The 23,406-nt window shown below is 42.2% G+C and carries 22 protein-coding genes and 1 pseudogene; 12 read left to right on the plus strand and 11 right to left on the minus strand.

The genetic code is table 11. The features are described 5' to 3' along the window. Positions 1–27: 27 nt before the first annotated feature. Together SNR28_RS03975 and SNR28_RS03980 are read right to left on the minus strand one after the other, a co-directional pair. Positions 28–1,695, minus strand: coding sequence for an AMP-binding protein (locus tag SNR28_RS03975; protein WP_375749728.1), 1,668 nt, complete (start codon positions 1,693–1,695; stop codon positions 28–30). 147 nt (positions 1,696–1,842) lie between these two features. Further along, positions 1,843–2,499 (minus strand): pyridoxamine 5'-phosphate oxidase family protein, encoded by a 657-nt coding sequence (locus tag SNR28_RS03980; RefSeq protein WP_375749729.1) that lies wholly within the window; start codon positions 2,497–2,499, stop codon positions 1,843–1,845. Positions 2,500–2,590: 91 nt separating this feature from the next. Between SNR28_RS03980 and SNR28_RS03985 the strand changes: the two genes are divergently transcribed. Beyond that, the gene (locus SNR28_RS03985) at positions 2,591–4,012 is read left to right on the plus strand and encodes a PLP-dependent aminotransferase family protein (RefSeq protein ID WP_375749730.1); all 1,422 of its coding nucleotides are present in this window, start codon (positions 2,591–2,593) and stop codon (positions 4,010–4,012) included. Between the two features lie 36 nt (positions 4,013–4,048). Here SNR28_RS03985 and SNR28_RS03990 read toward each other — a convergent pair whose 3' ends face one another. The 3 genes from SNR28_RS03990 to SNR28_RS04000 all read right to left on the minus strand — a co-directional run bounded on the left by SNR28_RS03990 (position 4,049) and on the right by SNR28_RS04000 (position 8,631). Next, the gene (locus SNR28_RS03990) at positions 4,049–6,424 is read right to left on the minus strand and encodes a putative bifunctional diguanylate cyclase/phosphodiesterase (protein WP_375749731.1); all 2,376 of its coding nucleotides are present in this window, start codon (positions 6,422–6,424) and stop codon (positions 4,049–4,051) included. 8 nt (positions 6,425–6,432) lie between these two features. Next, positions 6,433–7,470 (minus strand): PotD/PotF family extracellular solute-binding protein, encoded by a 1,038-nt coding sequence (locus SNR28_RS03995; protein WP_375749732.1) that lies wholly within the window; start codon positions 7,468–7,470, stop codon positions 6,433–6,435. Between the two features lie 240 nt (positions 7,471–7,710). Continuing rightward, positions 7,711–8,631, minus strand: coding sequence for an aminoimidazole riboside kinase (locus SNR28_RS04000; RefSeq protein ID WP_375749733.1), 921 nt, complete (start codon positions 8,629–8,631; stop codon positions 7,711–7,713). A gap of 167 nt (positions 8,632–8,798) precedes the next feature. Here SNR28_RS04000 and SNR28_RS04005 point away from each other — a divergent pair, with 167 nt between their 5' ends. The 4 genes from SNR28_RS04005 to SNR28_RS04020 are packed head-to-tail and all read left to right on the plus strand — an operon-like array spanning position 8,799 to position 11,182. Continuing rightward, positions 8,799–9,806: a LacI family DNA-binding transcriptional regulator gene (locus tag SNR28_RS04005; RefSeq protein WP_375749734.1), complete on the plus strand. Its 1,008-nt coding sequence runs from the start codon at positions 8,799–8,801 to the stop codon at positions 9,804–9,806. Then, positions 9,803–10,498, plus strand: a complete 696-nt coding sequence (locus SNR28_RS04010) for an aspartate/glutamate racemase family protein (protein WP_375749735.1) — start codon at positions 9,803–9,805, stop codon at positions 10,496–10,498. Before SNR28_RS04005 ends, SNR28_RS04010 begins: the two co-directional genes overlap by 4 nt. After that, positions 10,491–10,949, plus strand: a complete 459-nt coding sequence (locus tag SNR28_RS04015; RefSeq protein ID WP_375749736.1) for a GNAT family N-acetyltransferase — start codon at positions 10,491–10,493, stop codon at positions 10,947–10,949. Before SNR28_RS04010 ends, SNR28_RS04015 begins: the two co-directional genes overlap by 8 nt. Before the next feature lie 17 nt (positions 10,950–10,966). Then, positions 10,967–11,182, plus strand: coding sequence for a hypothetical protein (locus SNR28_RS04020; RefSeq protein WP_375749737.1), 216 nt, complete (start codon positions 10,967–10,969; stop codon positions 11,180–11,182). Between the two features lie 65 nt (positions 11,183–11,247). Here SNR28_RS04020 and tkt read toward each other — a convergent pair whose 3' ends face one another. Continuing rightward, positions 11,248–13,239 (minus strand): transketolase, encoded by a 1,992-nt coding sequence (gene tkt / locus SNR28_RS04025; RefSeq protein ID WP_375749738.1) that lies wholly within the window; start codon positions 13,237–13,239, stop codon positions 11,248–11,250. Between the two features lie 144 nt (positions 13,240–13,383). Then, on the minus strand, positions 13,384–14,334 hold the full coding sequence (gene tal / locus SNR28_RS04030) for a transaldolase (RefSeq protein WP_375749739.1): 951 nt from the start codon (positions 14,332–14,334) through the stop codon (positions 13,384–13,386). A 413-nt stretch (positions 14,335–14,747) separates the two neighbouring features. On the opposite strand from tal, the gene SNR28_RS04035 reads away from it, so the two are divergent. Continuing rightward, positions 14,748–15,728, plus strand: coding sequence for a sugar-binding transcriptional regulator (locus tag SNR28_RS04035; RefSeq protein WP_375749740.1), 981 nt, complete (start codon positions 14,748–14,750; stop codon positions 15,726–15,728). Between the two features lie 26 nt (positions 15,729–15,754). On the opposite strand, the gene SNR28_RS04040 is transcribed toward SNR28_RS04035, so the two are convergent. The 3 genes from SNR28_RS04040 to moeA all read right to left on the minus strand — a co-directional run bounded on the left by SNR28_RS04040 (position 15,755) and on the right by moeA (position 18,092). Beyond that, positions 15,755–15,991, minus strand: coding sequence for a hypothetical protein (locus SNR28_RS04040; RefSeq protein ID WP_375749946.1), 237 nt, complete (start codon positions 15,989–15,991; stop codon positions 15,755–15,757). A gap of 102 nt (positions 15,992–16,093) precedes the next feature. Continuing rightward, complete coding sequence (moeB, locus tag SNR28_RS04045) at positions 16,094–16,843, minus strand: molybdopterin-synthase adenylyltransferase MoeB (protein WP_375749741.1); 750 nt, start codon at positions 16,841–16,843, stop codon at positions 16,094–16,096. A 13-nt stretch (positions 16,844–16,856) separates the two neighbouring features. Then, positions 16,857–18,092: a molybdopterin molybdotransferase MoeA gene (moeA, locus tag SNR28_RS04050; RefSeq protein ID WP_375749742.1), complete on the minus strand. Its 1,236-nt coding sequence runs from the start codon at positions 18,090–18,092 to the stop codon at positions 16,857–16,859. Positions 18,093–18,326: 234 nt separating this feature from the next. Here moeA and folE point away from each other — a divergent pair, with 234 nt between their 5' ends. Next, positions 18,327–18,980 carry a GTP cyclohydrolase I FolE gene (folE, locus tag SNR28_RS04055; protein WP_375749743.1) on the plus strand — a complete coding sequence of 218 codons (654 nt, stop codon included), beginning with the start codon at positions 18,327–18,329 and terminating at the stop codon, positions 18,978–18,980. A gap of 78 nt (positions 18,981–19,058) precedes the next feature. Here the strand turns inward: folE and SNR28_RS04060 are convergent, their stop codons facing one another. Next, positions 19,059–19,373, minus strand: coding sequence for a DUF496 family protein (locus tag SNR28_RS04060; protein ID WP_375749744.1), 315 nt, complete (start codon positions 19,371–19,373; stop codon positions 19,059–19,061). A gap of 334 nt (positions 19,374–19,707) precedes the next feature. Between SNR28_RS04060 and SNR28_RS04065 the strand changes: the two genes are divergently transcribed. The 5 genes and pseudogenes from SNR28_RS04065 (at position 19,708) to SNR28_RS04085 (ending at position 23,349) form a co-directional block, all read left to right on the plus strand. After that, a complete protein-coding gene (locus SNR28_RS04065; RefSeq protein ID WP_375749745.1) occupies positions 19,708–20,358 on the plus strand; it encodes a YceH family protein in 651 nt (216 codons plus the stop codon). A 24-nt stretch (positions 20,359–20,382) separates the two neighbouring features. Continuing rightward, positions 20,383–20,661, plus strand: a complete 279-nt coding sequence (locus SNR28_RS04070; protein ID WP_375749746.1) for a GIY-YIG nuclease family protein — start codon at positions 20,383–20,385, stop codon at positions 20,659–20,661. Between the two features lie 116 nt (positions 20,662–20,777). Continuing rightward, positions 20,778–21,482, plus strand: coding sequence for a hypothetical protein (locus tag SNR28_RS04075; RefSeq protein ID WP_375749747.1), 705 nt, complete (start codon positions 20,778–20,780; stop codon positions 21,480–21,482). Between the two features lie 15 nt (positions 21,483–21,497). Then, positions 21,498–21,893: pseudogene (locus SNR28_RS04080) on the plus strand (GGDEF domain-containing protein); the annotation flags it as partial. Between the two features lie 280 nt (positions 21,894–22,173). Beyond that, positions 22,174–23,349, plus strand: a complete 1,176-nt coding sequence (locus SNR28_RS04085; protein WP_375749748.1) for a conjugal transfer protein TraF — start codon at positions 22,174–22,176, stop codon at positions 23,347–23,349. The last annotated feature ends 57 nt before the right edge of the window (positions 23,350–23,406 follow it).

Here is a 23,406-nt window from a genome sequence, read left to right on the forward strand (position 1 = left end):
TATCAGAGGCGCTCTTGTAATGCTGGTTTAAGAATCACGCAGTTCTCTACGAAGAATCTTGCCAACATTGGTCTTTGGCAGCTCATCTCTAAACTCGATTATTTTAGGGATCTTGTAACCTGTCAGGTGGTTCCGACAATGCTTTTTGATCTCATCCGGTGTAACTGCTCCATTTGTCACAACCACGAGTTTTACTCGTTCACCGGCAACGTCGTCTGGTACACCGATAGCAGCCGCTTCGACAACCTTGGGATGTAGTGTTGCGACTTCTTCAATCTCGGTAGGGAAGACATTAAAACCAGACACAAGAATCATATCTTTCTTGCGATCTTCTATGTAGAAGAAACCTTGTTCATCCATACGGCCAATATCGCCAGAATTTATCCAGCCACCTTCCTGCATCACCTCTTTGGTTTCCAGCTCCTGTTGCCAGTAACCCTTCATTACCTGAGGGCCACGAATTTGAATTTCACCAATTTCCCCGGCATCAAGTTCGTTGCCTTCTGAATCCACAATTCTTAGCTCAGTTCCGGGAAGCGGAACACCAATAGAGGGCACGAATGATTGCTGAGTGTGAACGCCTCCGGCCACAACCGGAGAACACTCAGTCAGACCATAACCTTCAATGATTGGCATACCTGTAACTTTTTGCCACTCGTCGGCGACATGTTTCTGGGTTGCCATACCACCAGCAATAGTAAAGTTAGCGGTACTGAAATCCAGTGCTCGGAAGCCAGCGTGATTATTTAATCCGTTAAACAGAGTATTCAAACCGAAAATCATAGTGAACGGATATTTACGCAAGTCATTCGCGAAACTGTCTAAATCTCTTGGGTTAGTGATTAATAGGTTTGTACCACCAAAGAACATAATCAGCATCATGCTGACTGAGTTAGCAAAGATGTGATAAAGCGGCAGTGGTGTAACTGCGTGCTCATTTTCTCTTAACGTTCTTGGAACGAAATGAGCGTTTACCTGTAAAACGTTGGCGATGATATTACGGTGGGTGAGCATGGCCCCTTTTGCAAGTCCCGTTGTGCCACCAGTGTATTGCAGGTAAGCAAGATCATCACTGTTAATGACAGGTTCGTTAAAAGTAAGGCTTTTTCCCTGAGTTAAAGCACGTTTTAAGGAAATAGCACCTGGTAGGTTGTATTTAGGTACCATTTTTTTAACGTACTTGATAACGAAGTTGACGATGGTACGTTTGTGGGGCGCGAGCTCATCACCAATCCTAGTTAAAATAACGTGTTTAACACTGGTTTTTCCAATAACTTGCTGTAGGTTGTTCCCAAAGTTAGTTACTGCAACGATGGCTGTCGCTCCAGAATCACGAAGCTGATGTTGAAGCTCTCTGGGTGTGTAGAGCGGATTTACGTTTACAACAACTAAACCTGCTTTAAGTGCACCCAAAATGGTAATTGGATACTGCAAAAGGTTTGGCATCATCAGCGCAATGCGATCCCCTTTTTTCATATGCAGTTCTTTTTGAAGATAGGCTGCAAATGCGGTACTTTTTTCCTCAAGCTCACGATAGCTCAGAGAGTGTCCCATGTTTACAAAGGCCGCTTTGTTAGCATTCTTTGCAAATGACTCACGAAATAACTCGGTAATATTGGGATATTGATCAACGTCGACGTCTGCTGGCACGTCGGAAGGGTAGCTATTCAGCCAGGGTTTATCTGTAGAATTCATACGCTATACAAATAGATTAGGTAATTTGAATTTGGACACCCACATACGATAACTGATTGAGATTAAAAACAATAGTTAATTTAGTGATTAACGTTATATAAACGATTGCGTGCCCTTCGATGCTGTAAGAAGGGCACTTGATTCAGGCTAATCGTACCATCTTGAGGTGTAGGCAGTACTGTAGTCGGGTGTACTTATCTCTTCAGCTAAATCATCGGATGCGTTTAATGGACCAACAACGGTTTTATAAGGTATAAACCCAGCCCAGACAGGTAAATCGAGATCTTCCTTGTCGTCATTTACACCTTTATCTCCTATCTTTACAGAAGCTTCACTTAACGGCATAACAAGAAGCATCGTTGCTGCGAGTTCCTTTTGGTTACCAGGTCTGACATCCTGAGTTCTTCCCGGAGCTATTTGCTCTATAAAGTGATTCAGCAAAAGGTCTTTCTCTGTGCTTTCTTCTATCGCTTCGAATGAACCAAATACAACCGCTGACCGATAATGTGCGCTGTGATGCATTGCAGATCTCGCAAGTACCCATCCATCAAACAAGGTAAAGGTTAAGCATGTTTGCCCTCCTTGTTTTAATGTTCGCATCAACCGACTGTTGTTGGCACCATGTATATAAATATTGTTGTCAACTCGCCATGCAAGCATCGGAATTACGACTGGACCAGAAGTTTCATTGATCGCGATATGTGCGATTAGAGACTCATCAATGATCTTATAAAGATTTTCGGTATCGAATGAAGCTTTGTGAGCTCTTTTTTTAATTTCTGTTCGTTTTGTTTTAGAAAGCATGAATGTCTCCGGCTATTCATATTGCGCTTCAAATATAAGAAGAAACTGGTATTGTGGTTAGAGCCAATATTGAATAAATGATGGTGCCAATATGCAGCCGATAGATTGCGGGGATTTGTCTCTTTCGCACAATAAAAGCTCAAAACAAGAAGCGTTGTTCCATGCTGTTCGGGAGAAAATTGTATCTGGTTTATGGCCAAAAGAAGGTAAATTGCCCTCTTCGAGAAAACTTGCCGAGGAGTTGTCTGTTAGCCGAAACACTGTCACTCTGGTGTATGAGCAACTGGTAGCGGAAGGTTATATTCACAGCCGAAGAGGTTCCGGTTTTTTCGTTTCAGTCGATTTGCCAGAGCAGTTTCTGGGGATAAATAAAATCGACGCGAAACCTGAACGTGATGCGATAGCAACTAGAATAAATGCACCGTTTGCTCCAGGAGTGCCTGATTTACAAAAGTTTCCTTTTATGAAGTGGCAGAAAATGGTGCAAAAGCACATGCTGCGGCCCATACTGCTTGGAAATCAAAACATCCAAGGGGACAAAGCATTGCGTGCGGCTCTCGCGGATTATCTTTCTTCCAGCAGGTCAGTTAAATGTCATCCCGGCAGGATCATCATTACTTCGGGAGCCCAACAAGCTCTTTCAATCGCTGCAATGGCAACACTTCATCTATCTGATTCAATTCTTATTGAGCAACCAGGCTATACGCAAATACGAAAGGTGATTGATCTTTTAAAACTGAATGAGCGTCCACTACACGTTGAACCTAAAGAAGGCATTGATATCGACGGTGTTATAGCGAGTGATGCGAAAGCACTTTACGTCACTCCGAGCAATCAATATCCAATGGGAACAACGCTTGATACGGAACAACGACTCAAACTTATCGAATGGTCGAAAAAAAACCGTAGCTGGATTATTGAAGACGATTACGATAGTGAGTTCCAGTTTGCACATCGGCCATACACAAGTTTACAAGGCTTGGCTGGGCAATTAGACAGAGACGCTCGTGTTATATACGTCGGCTCTTTTAGCAAGGTCATGTTTAATGGATTGAGAATTGGATACATGGTTGTGCCGGATTCTTTGGTGGCGAGATGTTTAGAAGTTAAAGATGCTTTATCAGGCGATACACCGTCACATGTTCAGGCGGCACTCGCCGATTTTATCAGCGAAGGGCATCTGCTCAGACACATCAGAATGATGCGTAGATTGTATAAACAGAAATACGAGCTGATGGTAAGTGCGGTTAAACGCCACTTTGGAGATCTGGTTGATATCATTAGCCAACCAGCAGGTCTGCATATAACACTGAAATGGCATGCTGGTGTTGATGAGAATGTCTTTGTTGAAAGGGCGAAAGAAGTCGAAATTATCGTCCGTGCACTAAATTATTATGAAAGAAAAGACGCCATTCAAAGGGATTGGAGTGGCGTAGTTTTAGGGTTTGGGAATATTGCCATAGAGGATATCGACTCCAGAATGGCGGATCTTGCTCAATTATTTCAAGACTAACGATGTGGTGGAAAGAAGAAAACATCCAAACAAAATTCAAACACGCTTAGACTGCCATAGTTCAATAAACTTGTCTGCTGAAATTGGTTTAGATAATAGATAGCCCTGTGCCTGTTGACAGCCGAGATTCTTTATATAGTTTAGCTGATGAGGTGTTTCGACCCCTTCGGCAACGACATTCAAATCATACAGTTTTGCGACTTCTACAATGATATCCACAATTGGTCTTGAATCTGGACGATCTAAGCTGATTTCATTGATGAACATTCTGTCAATTTTGAGTGTATCAACGGGATAATCCACTAATTGACTGAATGCAGTGTAACCGGTTCCAAAGTCGTCCAATGATAGTTTTATGCCTAACTTACGAAGGTCATGAAGTACATTCAGGTTTTTTGATTCTCCAGGAACAAAGCATGTTTCGGTTATTTCCAATTCAATGCATTTGGCTGGCACTTGATGTTTGTTTATCAGTTTTTCAACTTGTTGAACAAAGTCAGGGTTTTTTAATTGCCATGAAGAGAAGTTGATCGCGATTATACCGGAAAAATCATATTGCTCGATCCAGTTTGCTAACTGCTTGAGTGAAGCGTCCAGGACCCAATAATCTATATCTTCTATAACCCCTGACATTTCAGCGACTGGAATGAACTCCGCAGGACCGTAAACTATTAGGTCATCTGATGTCGCTCTTAATAGGGCTTCTGCACCGCATATCCTGTTTTCACTACAATCGTAAATTGGCATATAGAGCAGTTCAAACTGATTTTTTCCTAGTGCTTCTTTCAGATGATCTGTTATCACTTCGTGCTTTCTAACTTCAGCTTCGAGCTTCTGTGAGTAAAATTTAAACCCGTTTTTGCTCTCATTTTTTGCTGAGTACATTGCTAAGTCGGCACATTTTACCAGTGAGGTAGCGTCTACAGCATCATCTGGAAACACCGAAATTCCTATGCTGGCTCCCATATCATATGTTTGTTGATGTACTTTAAAGCCACCATCAAACAACGAAAGGATTTTCTTTGCAAAAATAGACAATACGTCTGGATCTTGAAAGCCCGATAGAGTGATGGTGAATTCGTCACCTGAAATTCTGGCGAACTCAAACTCAGATACCTCCATATCATCCCAATCTAAGTCTACATAGCTTTCTACTAATTGCTGCGCAAACTCCTTAAGTAACTCGTCGCCTTTCTGATGCCCATATTTATCGTTTATCGTTTTGAAGTTATCTAAATCGAAATATATAACGGCACATCGCTCTGTATATTTTTTACAGTGTTCAATGAAACGATTTAAATCAGTGTTAAATTGATGCCTATTAGGTAATCCAGTTAAGGGGTCTCTTCGGGCTATATTGTCTAGATCTTGAATTAAGTCAATATATTTGTTTGTTAGAATCGAGACCTCGTCATCATTCTTAGGTCGGGATAAATGAAGAATCTGCTGAGCATTAGTATTTTCAATTTTATTTGTAAGCTGTACTACAGGAAATATAATTTGCCTTGTAATCAACAGTTTTAGTATTACAAATGTGACTATAGTTACAACGAGCACTATCACTGAGAATAAAACTTTAAAAGGTGAATAAAGAGATGAAAGATAAGAATCTGGAATCGATAAGGTTATGTTCCAAAGGTCATTTACTAGAGTGTACCCAAACTCATTGTTCGTCAACGGAATAGTTTCAGATTGTTGTCTTAATACATGAGTAGCTGCTTTGGGTTGTATTTCGAAAGTAGCTACCTTTCCCAGCCTTGAAAGTAACGTATCTAACTGTTCCCTACTGACGTTGAGCTTAACCGTAATTACCGCGGTATACAAATCCATGCTTTTCGAGAATAATGTACTCGTTATAGGAATCTCAGGGCTAAAAGTACGGATGAGAGTGAGTAGTTCACCATCGTCAGCTGTAGATTCTATTTTATACAATACGGGATACAGGTCATGTATACCATTACGGCTAACATTATCTTCTATATAATTAACATGAAATTTAATATCTTCATTTATATCTAAATCAGCGAATGGGTCAGAGTTGTTTATATAAAATATACTCTTTTTGTCTGGTCCAAAAATGCCAAAGCTTATTAAGGTGCTGTTGTTGAATTGTAGTTGGTTTATGTAGTCTCCAAGTTGTTTCTCTAAATAATATCTATTCAAATCAAAGTTATAATTATAAATGTAATTGTTAATATTTTCACTACCTAATAAAATTTTACTTAAAAAATCCACCTCATTTATTTTGGTATATAATTTTTCAGAAGCATTATGCAGTTCGTAAACTATCTGTTCTGAAATAGAAGAGGTAAGTTCTGCCTTTTGACTATTGTAGGAATAAAACCCAGCAGTAGAAAAAATGATGACCATTACCGGCAGTAAAATAATATTAATTCGTAAAGATAGTTTCATAAGACAACTTATCGCTTAGATAAAGAATTAACAATATTCGCTCTTAGTCTCATCGATTCGTCGTCAAGGAGCTCATAGTAATATATTTTTTTAGTAGTTAACCCAGCGGGATACAACTCGCTATCATTTCTATAATGAGTACTGGTGTATTGAAGTGCACTTTTATTAGACGTTGCGAACCAAAACTCCTCGGCATTAGCAGCTGCAACTTCGGGAGTAGAAATAAACTCTAGAAAATCAATGGTTGCGTTACTTAAGGACTTATTCTTATGCGCTGAAAGGCACTCAAACCACATTAAAGTTCCTTCCTCTGGTAGAATGTATTCCCAATCATCTTGGCTGGTTGCTTGAGATATAGCCTCTTTCTCTCCTGAGTAAAAAACAGCTGCTTCCATCTTGGAGTTAATTCCTTTTTCAAGGGCGTAACCAATTGTGGTTCTGAAAACTAGTAATTTATCAATGATACTCTCGAGCAAATGATACGCCTCTTTTAGATGCTCTTTGTTACTAGTCATGGGGTCGTGTCCCAAAGCTAAAAGAGCGATGACCAGCGTATCCACGTCTTCATCTGGCAGCACTACAGTCCCCGGGTTGTTTTTTGCAAACTCTAATAAGTCCCTCCAGGATTTAATGGGCTGTGACACCTTTGAGTTTCGGTATCCAATACCCATTGAGCCAAAAGAAAAAGGAATACCGTATTTGTCACACGCCTTCAGTGAGGTTGAAGTATATTGACTGGTGTCTCCTAAAAGAGAAGGAGCGAACTCTCTTAGTACGTCTTTTCCAGTAAGAGTGGTGATTGTATGGTTATCAACAATGATTAAGTCATAGAGCTCTGCCTTCTTTGAAAGCAATACCTGATCTCTTAGCATTTCGCTTTCGAAAAAGGTCTGGTTGACCGTATGTCCATATTGGTCTTCAAACGCTCGGATAATGGTAGGTGAGAAGTAGTCTTCCCAAGTAAAGATTTTGACTTCACCAGCGATGGAGTGAACGCTCAACAGCATTGAGATAACAAAGGTTGATACCAATGGAACTAGAGGCATTAAGACTCCAAAATATTAGTTATTGATAATATTTTATAATCTAATATTAGAACATAGATAAACATAATGATCATCGTGCTTGAATAGAGAGGTATTTAAATTGTGGATTGGTTTATGGTTTTAGAAAATTCTCGGCCGAAAATAATTATTTTCAGTTAGTTATGCGTAGATCGACTTGAAATGGTGTGGACAAGCTAGTAAAGCTCTAGGCCTTGATAAAGGCCAAGAGCATTTTAGCTTTTATCTAATATATCCCAGTAGATCAGTTTCAGTAGGAAGTGCCGTCATCGCACCTTTTTGAGTTGTTGCCAGCGCGCCACAACCATTCGCCCAGTTTACCGCAGACTTAATGTGTTCAGACGTATTCCAGTTATCGCTCTGAGCCAGTTTCGCCAATAACCCTCCGACAAATGCATCACCAGCACCTGTGGTATCGACAGGTTTTACCGCTTTACCGGCAATGAGTTCCTGGTTTTCATCATGAATAACCAGTGCGCCTTTTGCTCCCTGAGTAATCAGTACTAATGGATTGTTGTAGGACTTGATAGCCTTAAGACCTTCTTCTAATGTTTTAGTGTCGGTCAGGAAGAGTAACTCATCATCAGAAAACTTCACCACGTTAGCGAGTGAAACCGCTTTTAAAACAACCTCTTTGATTTCAGACTGGTCAGCCCACACTTCATCACGAAGGTTAGGATCGAAGCTAACAAATCCACCGACCGCTTGGATCTGCTCCATCGCTGCAAAAGTGCTACCACGGCTTGGCTCATTAGCCAGCGCAATAGAACACACGTGTAGCCACTGGTTTGCTGAGAACTCTGGAATATCGGCTTTCTGCATAAACTGGTCAGCACTCGGTTTAACCATAAAGGTAAAGCTTCTTTCACCTGAGTCGTCCAGATCCACAATCACCGTTGATGTACGTTGAGCAGTATCCAGAAGCATAGAGTCAGTGTTAACACCTTCGTCTGTCAGCGTTTTTTTCATAAATCGTCCGAGCGGGTCCTGACCAACACGACCGAAGAATCCTGTGTCACCTCCCAGTCTAGAGACGGCCACTGCTACGTTTGCCGGTGCACCACCGGGACATTTCAGGTAGCTGTCTGTACCTTCGGGAATCAAATCTACAACCGCGTCACCTGTTACCCATACTCTGTTCATCTTGTGAATCCTGTTATTGATTACGATAAATGAAGTTTACTAAACCGATTTAGCAATGCAATATAGTCAAAGGATCTTTTGTTGTAAGAGATAGAAAACTGTGATCTTTGTCAGCTCGTTATCTGTTCGGAATTTAGATACACTCTGCTGATAACACGAGGTTTTTAATGAAAAAAAATAAGCTTACTCTTGCGGATATTGCGAAATACGCAGGCGTATCAAAATCGACAGTCAGCTTTGTACTTAATGGCCATGCCAAAAAGCACCGGATCACCGAAGAAACTGTACAGAAAGTTCAGGAAGTCGTTGATAAATATCAGTATGCTCCCAGTGTCTACGCCAGAGCTCTGAAATCTAAGAAGACTTACACCATAGGTTTGATTATCCCAGACCTGCTAAATATGGGCTTTGCAACGATTGCTAAGGAATTGGAACGCCTATGCCTGAATGATGGTTACCAACTTTTGATCGCATCATCTGACGATAATATCGAGAAAGAGAAAAAGGCCGCCAACAATTTGGTAGAGCGTCAGGTCGACCTTCTTATGGTGGCGTCGGCAATGACAGATGGGGAGTTTTATAAAAATATCGACACGGAACGACCGGTTATATTGTTCGACCGAAATATTGAGGGTAGTGAACTGCCTACAGTTATTACGGATGCGAAAGTTGCAACACAAAAACTTGTCGGTTCGATGATAGACAACTCAGCGAGAGAGTGTCTGTTCTTTGGCGGTTTGATGCAGCTTTCTCCAAGTATTGACCGTATTAACGGATATCGGTTGGCGATTGACAGATCAAGGTTGAGTCTGGACCCAGAGTGGGAGTATCAAAAGGATTACCAACCTGAATCTGGATACTTAATGATGCAAGAGAGTGTCGAAAAGCTCGGTAGACTGCCAGACACGCTGTTTACCGCTTCTTATTCTATCCTTGAAGGAGTTTTACGGTATCTGGCTCAGAAAGATTTGATGAATAGTGGAATTACATTAGGAACGTTCGATAACTACTCGGTTTTAGATTGTTTACCCATAGGGATTAGTTCTATTGAGCAAGATTGTACAAGTATCTCTCAAACCCTGTTTGAGATGATGAAGCAAAAGTTATCAGGCCAAGAAATTGAACAAGGAGTCAGGGTTATATCTGCTCTTCATCATATAAGGATAAAACAATGAAAACGATAGGCTTAATCGGGGGAATGAGCTGGGAGTCGACAGCCAGTTATTACTCTGCACTAAATGAAGGTATAAAAAATCAGCTTGGTGGTCTGCACTCCGCGAAAATTGCACTTTATAGTGTCGATTTTGCAGAAATTGAAGAGATGCAGCATAAAGGAGAGTGGGATAGAACTGCACATGTACTGGCGGGTGCTGCTAAAGCGGTTGAAGCTGGTGGCGCGGATTTCTTTTTAATCTGTACCAATACCATGCATAAAGTCGCTCCTCAGGTTCAGGAGGCGGTAAATATCCCGTTACTTCACATTGCAGATGCCACGGCTAAGCAATTGCAGTCTGATGGCATTAAAACCGTTGGTTTACTTGGTACTAAGTTTACAATGGAACAGGACTTTTATAAGTCACGACTTATAGAAAAATTCGGTATTGACGTCCTGATTCCAAATGAAGAGCAGAGGAACGTTGTCCACGATGTCATTTATAATAAGCTTTGCTTAGGTGAAATTAAAGAGAGTTCTCGCGATAAGTACCTCCAGATTATTGCAGATCTTCATGTGCAAGGTGCACAGGCGGTGATTCTTGGTTGTACTGAAATCGCCCTTTTGGTTAAACCGGAACATACTGAAGTACCTTTGTATGACACCACTGCGATTCATGCACAGGCAGCGGTAGAACATGCCATCAGTGAATAATTTAGTTATTAGAGAAGCGAGGCTAGATGATGCAAAAGCAATGGTTGAGCTTCTTCAACCAATTATTGATGCCGGTCTGACAGCGATTAAAACCAGCTCCGTTGAAGAGCAGCTGGAGTTTATCGAGCTGTTTCCCAAAGCGGGTGTATTTCTTGTTGCTATCGATGGTGATACGGGAAAATTGCTGGGTATGCAGGATGTTATGTATACAGATGAATCAGGTGTAAGTGAGATAGGAACGTTTGTCGATCTAGAGTGGCGGGGCTATGGAATAGGACACAAGCTGTTTACTGAGATTATAAGAAGGCTCGAGGTTAAGAATATAAATCAGATAAAGGCAATTGTTCAGGCGAGTAACAAAAATGCAGTCGCTTTTTATAGTAAACTTGGCTTTCAGAATTTTGTTCCTTACGGGGACAAAGTAATAGGTTTGTACAATTTACCCGATTAAATAGCCGAGGATAGCAAATGTCTGGTGAGCGCATCGATGAGAGTGGTGAAAGGTACAGGTGTCCGGAGTGTGGGCATGGTCGTCGCCTGTCTAGAAGCGAAATTGGTGAAATCCGACGAGCGATTGATATCGCAAATTCACAGGCAAAGCGCAAAGGTATTAAACCTAAAGATCCGCAAATAGCAGTGTTTAGCTGCAAGTGTAATTGCTTCGCGGTTAACGTAGAGAAATAGAACAAAAAAGACCAGTTACTGTATATAACGGCAGCTGGTCTTTTCAGTCTCTTTACGTACTAAGATTAAGCAAGAATCTCTTTTGCTTTCTCTACTACGTTTTCAACAGTGAAGCCAAACATCTTGAATAGCTCACCTGCTGGTGCAGATTCACCGAAGGTTGTCATACCGACGATACGGCCACCAAAGCCAACGTACTTGTACCAGTAATCAGCAATACCTGCTTCAACAGCAACACGAGCTGTCACATCAGAAGGCAGTACAGATTCACGGTACTCAGCGTCTTGTGCATCAAATACGTCAGTAGCAGGCATAGATACGACGCGTACCTTCTTACCTTCAGCTGTCAGTACTGCTGCTGCTTCAACTGCTAGCTCAACTTCAGAACCTGTTGCGATGAAGATAAGCTCTGGCTTGCCATCACAATCTTTTAGGATGTAAGCACCTTTCGCAATGTTCGCTACCTGCTCTGCGTCACGCTCTTGCTGTGCAAGGTTCTGACGAGAGAAAATAAGAGAAGTAGGGCCATCTTTGCGCTCGATAGCGTATTTCCAAGCAACTGCTGATTCAACCTGGTCACATGGACGCCATGTACTCATATTTGGCGTCACACGTAGAGAAGCCATTTGCTCAACAGGCTGGTGCGTAGGACCATCTTCACCCAGACCGATAGAGTCGTGCGTGTAAACCTGAATGTTCTGAACTTTCATTAGCGCAGCCATACGCATTGCGTTACGAGCGTATTCCATAAACATTAGGAAGGTTGCACCGTAAGGAACAAAGCCACCGTGAAGCGCGATACCGTTCATGATAGCCGTCATACCGAACTCACGTACACCGTAGTGGATGTAGTTACCAGAGAAGTCTTCACGAGTCAGCGACTTAGAACCAGACCACATAGTCAGGTTAGAAGGTGCAAGGTCAGCAGAACCACCCATGAACTCTGGTAGCATAGCACCGAACGCTTCTAGAGCGTTCTGAGAGGCTTTACGTGATGCGATGTTTGCAGGGTTTGCCTGAAGGTCAGCGATGATGGCTGATGTCTTCTCTTCCCACTCAGCAGGTAGTTCACCGTTTACACGACGCTTGAATTCAGCTGCCAGCTCAGGATAAGCGGCTGTGTAGGCTTCGAACTTCGCATTCCAGTCAGACTCTTTTGCGGCACCTGCTTCTTTTGCATCCCACTGCGCTGCAATGTCAGCAGGGATTTCAAATGGACCGTGTTCCCAACCCAGGAATTCACGAGCTGCTGCGATTTCATCGTGACCTAGTGGGGCACCGTGACAGTCGTGAGAACCAGACTTGTTCGGAGAACCAAAACCGATGATAGTTTTAGTACAGATTAGTGTTGGACGAGGGTCTGCTTTCGCTGCAATGATAGCCGCATCGATTGCTGCTGCATCGTGACCGTCAACAGCTGGGATTACGTGCCAACCGTAAGCTTCGAAACGCTTAGGTGTGTCGTCTGCAAACCAGCCTTCAACGTGACCATCGATAGAGATGCCGTTGTCATCCCAGAATGCGATAAGTTTGCCAAGACCCAGTGTACCCGCCAGAGAGCATGCTTCGTGAGAAACACCTTCCATCAGACAGCCATCACCCATAAATGCGTAAGTGTGGTGGTCAACAATCTCGTGACCTTCTTTGTTGAACTGCTCAGCAAGAGAGCGCTCAGCCATCGCCATACCAACCGCGTTACAGATACCCTGACCCAGTGGACCGGTTGTTGTTTCGATACCTGGTGCATAGCCGTACTCTGGGTGACCCGGAGTTTTTGAATGCAGCTGACGGAAATTCTTCAGGTCGTCGATAGATAGCTCGTAACCAGTCAGGTGAAGCAGAGAGTATATCAGCATTGAGCCGTGGCCGTTTGAAAGGATAAAGCGGTCGCGGTCAGCCCACTCTGGGTTTTGTGGGTTGTGGTTCATGTGGCCACGCCAAAGTACTTCAGCGATATCAGCCATACCCATAGGTGCACCTGGGTGACCTGAATTTGCTTGTTGAACACCATCCATGCTTAGTGCACGGATTGCATTGGCTAGTTGTTTACGTTCCATTTTAGTTTCCAATAGATTTTAAAATTCTAAATAAGAAAAATTCATTAGGCGCAGTAGAAAGCAGATATTCTCGGAAAAGGCGCACAGTTTACGATAGTAAATGGGCACCTTTAACGAAGAAGAACAGCTTTCTAGCAAATATAATTACAGCTTAGCTTCGATCATTGTCTCTAGCTTGCCCTGGTCAACAGCGAAGTTGCGGATACCTTCTGCTAGCTTCTCAACGGCCATTGGATCTTGGTTGTGATCCCATAGGAACTCGGAGTGAGTCATTGCAGCAGGACGCTCTTTCTTATCAGTTGTAGCAACAAGTTTAGTTTCTACTTCACCTTCAGCCGCTTCCAGGTCAGCAAGTAGCTGAGGAGCAATAGTCAGGCGGTCACAACCAGCCAACTCTAGGATTTCACCGATGTTACGGAAGCTTGCACCCATTACAACTGTGTTGTAACCGTGCTCTTTGTAGTAGTTGTAGATCTTTGTTACAGACAGCACGCCTGGATCTTCAGCAGCTTCGAAATCACGACCTTCTTTCGCTTTGTACCAGTCCATGATACGGCCAACGAATGGAGAAATAAGGAATGCACCTGCTTCAGCACATGCACGAGCCTGAGCAAATGAGAATAGAAGAGTCAGGTTACAGTTGATGCCTTCTTTTTCGAGGATCTCTGCAGCACGGATGCCTTCCCAGGTAGAAGCAAGTTTGATAAGGATACGGTCGTTTGTAACACCAGCGTCGTTGTACATTTTTACTAGCTTACGAGCTTTTTCAACGCTAGCTTCAGTATCGTAAGAAAGACGTGCATCTACTTCTGTTGAGATACGACCCGGGATAGTTGTCAGGATTTCTTTACCAATGTTTACCGCTAGCATGTCACAAGCATCTTGAACCTGTGTTGCTTTGTCGTCACTTTGAGACTTAGCGTACTCTACTGCGTTATCAATAAGAGGAGCGTAGTCTTCGATTTGAGCTGCCTTAAGAATCAGAGAAGGGTTTGTTGTTGCGTCTTCAGGCTGGTACTTACGGATAGCTTCGATGTCGCCAGTGTCTGCTACTACTGTGGTTACTTTACGAAGCTGGGCTAGTTTATTGCTCATTGTGATGATCCTATCTAGTTGGCTATATGCTCTGCTCATTTGTCAGCTAGGTAAACATTGGCTTATGAACAATTGCCAACTGATTTCCATCTGGAACAAATATAGCGTGAACATTTGATTCGTTGTTGAGTAATTGATATGACCAAACTAGCGTATTTAGACAGGAAGTCAATCATGAAAGCCCTTCAAAAGTGACTTTAATCAAATTTTATTAGATTTTATGGATCCATTGCCAGATATAAACGTTTACGCGGTTTTTGTAGTGTAATTTTTACGTCATAATACAATAAATTCTCTAGTGAGAATATGTAATGCATGCGAACAAATGTAATGCTGTAGATCAGGTGACACAAATGTCATAATCCTGAGCAAGTGAACACTACATAGAAACGACTATGGAAAAGACCCAAAATATGAGTAATACACATCAAGGCATCTCTGAAGAAGAATCCGATCTGTTGACCGAAATCTCTGTGGCTTATTATCAGGATGGTGCAACTCAGGAAGAGATCTCTAAGAAGTTTGCTATATCTCGTGCGAAAGTCGGAAGAATGCTTAAACAGGCTCGTGATGAAGGTATTGTAGAAATTACTGTAAAGTATCACCCGGTATTCAGCGCTAAGATTGAGCAAAGGCTGATTGAGCGATTTGGTATCAAACGTGCACTTGTTGCGTTAGACCAGCCAAACGAAGAACTGCAAAGGCTTCAAGTATCGGGCTTGGTTTCTAACTACCTATCAAGCACATTGAAAGATGGTATGGTTGTAACGGTTGGTCAGGGTAGAAACGTATCTTCTGTTGCTCACTACGTTGGTGTCGTTTCTCCCAGAGATTGTAAGTTTGTATGTGGTATTGGGGGTATACACCCTAGAGGTGGTATGTTTAACGCTGATCATATTTGTCGACAACTGGCTAAGAAGTATGGTGGCACATCAGAAACTCTTTACGCTCCTGCATACGCGGAAAACAAAGATCAAAAAGATGTCTTTATGCAGAATGCAACAGTGAAACAGACACTGGACCTTGCCCGTAAAGCGGATATGGCGCTCATTGGGGTAGGGGACATGAGCGAAAATAGTTATATGGTAGATTTGGGCTGGTTTACCGCAGACGAAGTTGTTCAATCAAGATTACACCAAGGTGTCGTCGGAGATTTTGCCGGATACGATTTCTTTGATATCAAAGGACAGACAGCGAATACTGTCATGAGTGACAGAGTGATCGGTTTAAGTATTGAAGAGTTTAGGCCTATTAATGAAGTTGTTGCTATTGCTGCAGAAAATAGTAAGCCACTGTCGTTACTTGGCGCGTTAAGGACGGGAGTTATTGATGTGTTAGCGACGAGTGTTAGTAATGCCCTGACGGTATTGAATCTTGATGAGCAGGTGCGATAGACAGCACTGCTCTTTATTGGATGATGTTACGCATTTACGTTTTTCTGTTTCCAAACGATTAGTTGAACCCACGCCGCTTCCAGTTCCGATAGTTCTTCGCGTGTCAAAAGAGAAGCGCCCGATTCAGTTGCACTTGTATAAGTGTCACCAAGTTTTGATTGAAAGTCTTTTTTTAATTGAGAAACAATGGCATCCATAAATACAGTACTCAATAAGTGATTGAATTTGCGTCTGTAGATAGGATGCCATCCTAGATGGATCATTCAAACCTTTAACCAATAAAAGTGGCATAGATCACAAAAATAATTCTATAGTGTATCAAAAATAAGAATTATTAATTGGAATATAACGAGGTCCAATGAAATCTAGCCAGAGCAGACTGAACAGGCCGGATTTCTCATTAGCTTCATTTCTCGCCAACTCATATTCATAGCATCAAGAATCAAAAGCTTTCCTGTTACTGGCTTCCCAAGCCCTGAAATGATCTTTATCGCTTCCATCGCTTGCGTAGCACCAACGATACCAACGACCGGAGCCATGATGCCCGCTTCAACACAGGTGAGCGCGTTAGCACCGAACAAAGCGCTTAAACACTGATAGCAAGGGGCATTGTCCTGATACGTGAAAACGCTTATCTGACCTTCCATACGAATAGCAGCGCCTGATACCAAAGGTGTCTTAGATTGATAACAAAGCTGATTTAGCTGGTTTCTCGTGTCGACGTTGTCCGTTGCATCTAGTACAACACTGTGCTGACTGATAAGATCTGAAAGTTCTTGGTCTTCTAGTCTTCGATCAATCGTATTTACGACGATATTCGGATTGAGAGCTCTTAGAGACTGAGCTGCTGAATCGACCTTCTTCATACCAATGGTGCTATCAGAGTGCAGCACTTGTCTTTGCAGGTTAGACAGCTCAACAGTATCAAAATCAACAATGGTGATGGTACCAACCCCGGCCGTAGCGAGGTACTGGCTAGAGGCACACCCTAGACCACCAGCACCTATTATCAGTATCGACCCTTGTTTGAGGGCTTCCTGGCCCTCGAAATCGAACTCTTTTAGTATGATTTGTCTGTTGTACCTGAGCATCTCTTTGTCAGACAAAATGTCCATTTGAATACTCCGTTTAATAAAGTGTCGATTTGAAAAGTTCGATTTGAACGGTTTCTCCTACCTCGACTTTACCTCTGTCTTGTTCCAGAACTACAAAACAGTTAGCGAGGCTCATTGAGCGGAAAGCACCTGAACTCTGATTGCCTGTTGTTTCAACAACAAGCTGACCATCTTCTATCGAGAAGACCCCTCGTTGATAATCCGTTCTGCCTGGCCTTTTCTTAAACGCAGATTTGGTGATCGCTGGAACAGAAACCGGAGCTGTCCATTCTGTTTCACCAGAAAGCTTAGCTAGTAAAGGTTGTACAAAGACATAGTTTGTAATTGCCGCAGAAACAGGGTTTCCTGGTAAACCACAGAAAATTGCATTCTCTAGTTTACCATACGCAAAAGGTTTGCCTGGCTTAATAGCGATTTTCCAGAAACCAATTTCACCAATCTCTTCCAGGATATCTTTGGTATAGTCGGCTTCACCGACGCTTACGCCACCAGATGTGATCACAACATCGGCTAGATCCTGTGCTTTTAAGAAAGTATCTCGTAACTGCTCAGGAATATCAGGAATAATGCCAAGGTCGATACCCTCACAACCGAATTTCTCTACGAGAATCTTTAGACCGTAGCGGTTGCTGTCGTAAATTTGGCCTTCATCTAATGATTCACCAAGCTTTCTGAGTTCATCACCGGTAGAGAAAAAAGCGACTTTTGGCTTGTTATAGACAGAAACATGACTAATACCCAAAGAAGCAATCATCGGCATGTCCCGAGGTGTAAGGCGAGTTCCTTTCTTAAGTACAAGGTCGCCTTTAGCAATGTCGTCGCCGACCGGGCGGATATTATTGCCTTCTTTCACATCTGTCTTAGTGAACTGGATACCAGCGTTGGTAACATTGGTATCTTCCTGCATGATCACTGCATCACATTGTTCTGGTACTTTTGCACCGGTCATAATGCGAATGCAGGTAGCAACTGGCCATTCGCCTTCGAAAGGTTGGCCTGCGAAGGATTTCCCTGCTAAAGGCAAAGTATCGCTGTTTGCTAGATCACTACGACGGACAGCATAACCGTCCATAGCAGAGTTATCGAATGGAGGTACGAATAAGGGGGAGAGTAGATCTTCTGCCAGAACATATCCGGTTGCTTCTTCCAAAGGCAAAGATTTGGTGGTCAGCTCAGGCTTAACGCTAGAAAGCATCTTTTCAAGAGCGTCTTTTATTGGCATCAATCCAGGTGTATCGCAGCAACCCATAGTGTTTCCTTTATACTTGTTTATCTATCTTACAGAGGACAAGAACAATAACATAGAAAGGCATACTGCCGTATGTTGTATGATTCACAGAATCAATCGACTGCTGATATTTCCTACAATAGGGGCAATAAAAATGTCAGTTGATATCGGAAATAGATGTAATTCTCATTGATTGCGAGTATCCTTGACGACCGCTCATGGTGAGCAGAGTATATGCAGTAAGGGGAGTGATTAATGTCAGAAATTAGCGAGTCAGCAAAAATGGTAAAAGATGCGCTAGAAACACGTGGCCTGGAAACGCCAATGTGTCCTAATGACATTAGCCGGGAAGAGAAGAAGCAAAAAATTGAGCATCATATGAGTGAGGTGCTTAAACTTCTTGGACTGGATTTGACCGACGATAGTTTAGAAGAAACACCGGGACGTATTGCCAAAATGTACGTTGATGAAGTGTTTTCCGGTTTAGACTATAAAAACTTCCCTAAGATTACCGTAATCGAAAACAAGATGAATGTAAGTGAGATGGTTCGAGTGAAAGATATCACGGTAACCAGTACCTGTGAGCACCATCTTGTGACAATCGACGGAAAAGCCGCTGTCGCCTATATCCCTAGAGGAAAGATAATAGGGCTTTCAAAGATTAACCGCATCGTACGCTTCTTTGCTCAGCGACCTCAAGTCCAGGAGCGAATGACTCAGCAGATCCTGGTTGCTTTACAAACTTTGCTGGGCTCAGACGATGTTGCCGTTACCATAGATGCTACACACTACTGTGTAAAATCCCGTGGAGTAATGGACGCAACCAGCGAAACAACCACTACAGCACTCGGTGGTATTTTTAAGTCCAACCCTGCGACTCGGCATGAGTTTTTACATGGTCTACGCTAAAAGATTATTCAGAGATATCAAAAAAGAGACCCGCAATATTGCGGGTCTCTTTTTTGTATTCAATCTCTTGGCAGATAATTACTTCTTGCCTTGAGCTTGCTTGTCTTCTTCTGTTAGCTCACGAATACGACGGCTGATGTCGCGACGTACTTTTGAGATCTCAGCACTCTTGATGATGTGGTCATCAACACGATCTTCGTAATCTGCTTTCATGTTTTTGATGATTAGCATGATTTCATCGTGTGACATTGCTGGCTTAATGTAGTCTAGCAGGTTGTCCAAAAGCTCAACACGCTTCGTGTTGTCGCGGATTTTTTTATCATTGTCCTGAAGTTCACGCTTAAGCTTATTCTTACGACGTGCCTGGTTAACGATTTCAAATACGTTGTTCATAATATTTTCCTAACTCAATAAACGACTTACCCCGATTAAAACACATCAACTGTTTTGAATACAGCACAAAGAGCAGTTGAAAATCTTCATTGTCGTAATTTTAGGCAAGCGGATGGATAATCACTTCAAGCCTAAATGGTTCTACATTAAGATTACGTTTGTATGAATGGATTAATTATTTCATGGCTAGAGTTTAACGGCTTTGAATGTAAGGCTGCCTTAATAGCACTTTCCTTTTCTAGCGATACAGAGTAACTTTATCAAAAAACGTAACAGTAACTCGCTAAGCAAATCAGAAAGTTATAATTGTTACCAAGAATAAAGAGGCGATAGTATGAATATTGAACTAACTCCGGTAGAAGCACGTGTAATTGGCTGCCTGATGGAAAAAGAAGTAACGACTCCAGACCAGTACCCACTAACGCTCAATGCGTTGACCAATGCATGTAATCAAAAAAGCAACCGTGAGCCAGTAATGGCTCTGTCGGAAGCTGAAGTTTTAGATGCTGTAGAATCACTAATCCAGCGTCGCCTGTTAAATGATGAAAGTGGTTTTAACAGTCGCGTATCTAAGTATCAGCACCGTTTTTGTAATACAGAATTTGGTGATTTAAAGTTCTCAGAGCAAGAGAAAGGCATCGTATGTTGTATGTTATTGCGTGGGGCTCAAACGCCAGGAGAGTTGAGAACAAGAACAAACCGCTTAGCTCAGTTTGTTGACGTGAAAGAAGTGGAGTCTGTACTGGAAAAACTGGCTGAAAATGAGTTTGTGGTTCGATTGCCTCGCGAGGCGGGTAAAAGAGAAAGTCGATACATGCATCAATTCTGTGGTGAGGTTGATTTAACCCAGGTTTCGGCTGCTTCTGTTGTTACTACAGCATCCACTTCTGTGAATGATGAGCGTATTACGCAGCTCGAACAAGAGGTCGCTGAACTCAAATCCCAAATGGCTGAGTTGAAAGCGATTGTTGATCAGCTTGTGTAAGTCTTAACAGTTAGTTATAGCCGAATGACTAACGATTCGAAAGTAAGTCCGGATTGGTGGGTTTATCTGATCCGGACAAAAAACAACTCCCTTTACTGTGGTATTACAACCGACCTAAAAAGGCGCCTCTCAATGCATAAAAATGGGACTGGTGCCAAAGCACTTCGTGGTAAAGGGCCATTAGAGATGGTTTGGTGGGAAAAAGCTGATTCAAAGAGCGACGCTTTGAAGCGGGAGATTGCCATAAAGAAGAAACCCAAGTTGGAAAAAGAGTCTTTAGTTAGTGATTTCACCCCTGATTAATGTCGGCACAGAGTTTAGGACAGCCTCGAGAGGTTTCTCCTAGACAGTCATTATAAGTAGCGCTATGTTTTTATTGATATAAAAATAAATGACACAACCAATAGCTGAGGGCTGGTATGTCTATTCAGAATGCGCTACTTATTACTTCTGCTCTTGTTACTCTTTTTGGTTTGTTTGCTATTTTCATGATCAAGGAAGAGCCAGGCTATCGAAAGGCTAAGCCTTACTTCATCATTTTTTATCTTCTAAACTTCGCTCTCTATTACCTCGCATCAACAATTCCCGATTACCAAACACGAGATGAACTTTACCTATTAGTACTTATTTTGACGTTATCTACAGCGATGTTAACAGTGGGTATAACAGTTCGTTGCAGAAGGCCCGAGCTTGAGAAGGCGACATATGCCGTCACTTCTATTTTCGTACTCTCATTACTGTCGGGGGAGTTTGTTGAGTTAGCTGAAACAATATTTACTATTGCAAACGTGTTGATAGTACTGATAGCCATTGTAAAAAAACAACCAAAGGCAAATGTGGCGGATTATGGATTAGTGGCAATTTTGTTTATATGGTCGCTATTTTCAATTGTTGAAGCTCAGTTCATAAACGATTTGTCGAGTACAACAGAATATTTTAATAGTTTTATGGTAATCGAGTTGCTAGTTGTGCCTGCTAACATTTTCGGTGTCACTATTTTTATCGTAACAAGTTATATGATGGACAGTTACGTCATCTTAGAGCGTGTTGCAAAGCTGGACCCTTTGACAGAATTACTTAACAGAAGAGCATTGTTTGAGAGAATCGCGATTCAGGAAAACTAGTTAAAACGAAAAAAAGGTCAAGCAGCATTGCTATTGGCTGATATTGACCACTTCAAATCGATTAATGACACACGTGGGCACGACGCGGGAGATTTGGCGATAAAACACTTCTCATCTCTCATTATGGACTCCGTTCGAGAGTACGATATTGTCGCCCGATATGGTGGAGAGGAATTTATTGTGTTTCTCCCAGAGGCCAGTCTGGATGTTGCCACAAAAGTGGCGGAACGTATCAGAGAGAGTGCTGAACAGAGCGAGTTGAAGTTCTCGGGCGAGGTATTTGGCTATACCGTCAGTTTTGGTGTGGTTTCCTATGATTTTAGTATTGGTGCTGACGCGACAATAGCAATCGCAGATAAAGCTCTATATCAGGCCAAGCATGAAGGTAGAAATCGAGTATGTACTAAGTGACATGGTATATGTAATATTAACCGCTTAAAATGGCAACTTAATCGATTTCTTAATTTATTTGATAGCTCATGAAATACGTTTAAATCACTCAAAGAACGTTATTGAGTCGGAAAATGTTTCATATAAAGCTCCGGCCAAGTCACATAAATATTACCTGTCATGATATAGAGATGGTAAATGCGTATTCTGTGTAGTATTTGTATCTGTTATTGAAAGTGCATTATTGACGAGCAGTATCAAAATACCGCACGCATTAAACGCAAATACAGACGGGGTTGCCATGATTATCGATCGTAAAACATCATTAGCACTTGGATTAATACTATGCTCTAGCTCAGCCATATGCGCGACAAAAGTAGCGGATGGACGCGGCAATGGTATGGGTAATACAGGAGTTGCTTCTGCAGATTACCTTGTTGCACCGTTCTATAACCCGGCACTGGGTGCTTTTTACCGCGAGAGCGACGATATTGCGATACTTGTCCCTGCCGTTGGTATCACTGGGCGAGATACAGATGAAACGTTAGATACGCTTGACGATTTTCAGGATCTTTATGATAAAGATAAGTTTGACGAATCAACAGCAAGCAAAGAAACCGTCGACCAGTTGAACGGCTACCTTAATGACTTAACGGGTAATAGTCCTTTAACTGTGACAGGTGGTGTTGGACTAGCAGTGGCTGTTCCCTCTGAGCATGTGTCGGTAAATGTGTTTGGCCGTGGCTTCGTGGAAATAATTGCAAGCACCAGAGTTGCAGCTCTAGGCTCATATGATCCAAATAATCAGGTAGATTATGCGACGAAGACGAAAACTCGAATTGAGTCTTCAGAAGTAGACTTAGTCGCTTTCGGGTATAGCGAGTTTGGTATCGCATTCGCAAAGTTGTTTGAGTATAACGGCCATAATTTTAGTCTGGGATTGTCTCCAAAATATCAGGAGTTAAAGACTTACTCAGATACAGTTAACGTAGATGATTTTGACCTCGATGATTATGACAAGAGCGAGACGTCTAAATCAGCATTTAACATGGATTTGGGTGCAATTTGGTACAAAGGAGCCTGGCGCGTTGGTTTATCGGTGAAAGATATCTTCAAACAAGAGATTGATACTACCGCGGGTAACTACAAGTATGAACTATCACCTCAGGCTACAGCAGCTGTTGCTTACAATACACGCTTCTTTACCGCAGCTATCGATGCCGATTTAACAAAGCAAACGCGCTACACCAAAATAAAAGATGATACGCAGTTTATTCGATTTGGTATTGAAGGAAATGCTTGGGATTGGTTACAGCTAAGGGCTGGGTATGAAATTGATGCTCAGGATACTCTGGATAACTCAGTAACCGCTGGTTTAGGCTTGAGTCCGTTTGATGTACTTAATATCGATTTGGCGGGTTCATATGCAGGAGATAATCAGTTTGGTGGTTCTGCCAATCTAGCGTTCACATTCTAACCTAATTTTACATATTCAAGCCGTTTCATTGATTGAAGCGGCTTTTTACTTAATCTG

Source organism: Vibrio iocasae (assembly GCF_042245395.1).
In the GTDB taxonomy this organism is placed as follows: domain Bacteria; phylum Pseudomonadota; class Gammaproteobacteria; order Enterobacterales; family Vibrionaceae; genus Vibrio; species Vibrio iocasae.

Excerpts from the sequence above, each read along its gene's own strand:
- SNR28_RS03975 (WP_375749728.1), bottom strand. The coding sequence starts at position 1,695 with ATGAATTCTACAGATAAACCCTGGCTGAATAGCTACCCTTCCGACGTG.
- SNR28_RS03980 (WP_375749729.1), bottom strand. The coding sequence starts at position 2,499 with ATGCTTTCTAAAACAAAACGAACAGAAATTAAAAAAAGAGCTCACAAA.
- SNR28_RS03985 (WP_375749730.1), top strand. The coding sequence starts at position 2,591 with ATGCAGCCGATAGATTGCGGGGATTTGTCTCTTTCGCACAATAAAAGC.
- SNR28_RS03990 (WP_375749731.1), bottom strand. The coding sequence starts at position 6,424 with ATGAAACTATCTTTACGAATTAATATTATTTTACTGCCGGTAATGGTC.
- SNR28_RS03995 (WP_375749732.1), bottom strand. The coding sequence starts at position 7,470 with ATGCCTCTAGTTCCATTGGTATCAACCTTTGTTATCTCAATGCTGTTG.
- SNR28_RS04000 (WP_375749733.1), bottom strand. The coding sequence starts at position 8,631 with ATGAACAGAGTATGGGTAACAGGTGACGCGGTTGTAGATTTGATTCCC.
- SNR28_RS04005 (WP_375749734.1), top strand. The coding sequence starts at position 8,799 with ATGAAAAAAAATAAGCTTACTCTTGCGGATATTGCGAAATACGCAGGC.
- SNR28_RS04010 (WP_375749735.1), top strand. The coding sequence starts at position 9,803 with ATGAAAACGATAGGCTTAATCGGGGGAATGAGCTGGGAGTCGACAGCC.
- SNR28_RS04020 (WP_375749737.1), top strand. The coding sequence starts at position 10,967 with ATGTCTGGTGAGCGCATCGATGAGAGTGGTGAAAGGTACAGGTGTCCG.
- tkt (WP_375749738.1), bottom strand. The coding sequence starts at position 13,239 with ATGGAACGTAAACAACTAGCCAATGCAATCCGTGCACTAAGCATGGAT.
- tal (WP_375749739.1), bottom strand. The coding sequence starts at position 14,334 with ATGAGCAATAAACTAGCCCAGCTTCGTAAAGTAACCACAGTAGTAGCA.
- SNR28_RS04035 (WP_375749740.1), top strand. The coding sequence starts at position 14,748 with ATGAGTAATACACATCAAGGCATCTCTGAAGAAGAATCCGATCTGTTG.
- SNR28_RS04040 (WP_375749946.1), bottom strand. The coding sequence starts at position 15,991 with ATGATCCATCTAGGATGGCATCCTATCTACAGACGCAAATTCAATCAC.
- moeB (WP_375749741.1), bottom strand. The coding sequence starts at position 16,843 with ATGGACATTTTGTCTGACAAAGAGATGCTCAGGTACAACAGACAAATC.
- moeA (WP_375749742.1), bottom strand. The coding sequence starts at position 18,092 with ATGGGTTGCTGCGATACACCTGGATTGATGCCAATAAAAGACGCTCTT.
- folE (WP_375749743.1), top strand. The coding sequence starts at position 18,327 with ATGTCAGAAATTAGCGAGTCAGCAAAAATGGTAAAAGATGCGCTAGAA.
- SNR28_RS04060 (WP_375749744.1), bottom strand. The coding sequence starts at position 19,373 with ATGAACAACGTATTTGAAATCGTTAACCAGGCACGTCGTAAGAATAAG.
- SNR28_RS04065 (WP_375749745.1), top strand. The coding sequence starts at position 19,708 with ATGAATATTGAACTAACTCCGGTAGAAGCACGTGTAATTGGCTGCCTG.
- SNR28_RS04070 (WP_375749746.1), top strand. The coding sequence starts at position 20,383 with ATGACTAACGATTCGAAAGTAAGTCCGGATTGGTGGGTTTATCTGATC.
- SNR28_RS04075 (WP_375749747.1), top strand. The coding sequence starts at position 20,778 with ATGTCTATTCAGAATGCGCTACTTATTACTTCTGCTCTTGTTACTCTT.
- SNR28_RS04085 (WP_375749748.1), top strand. The coding sequence starts at position 22,174 with ATGATTATCGATCGTAAAACATCATTAGCACTTGGATTAATACTATGC.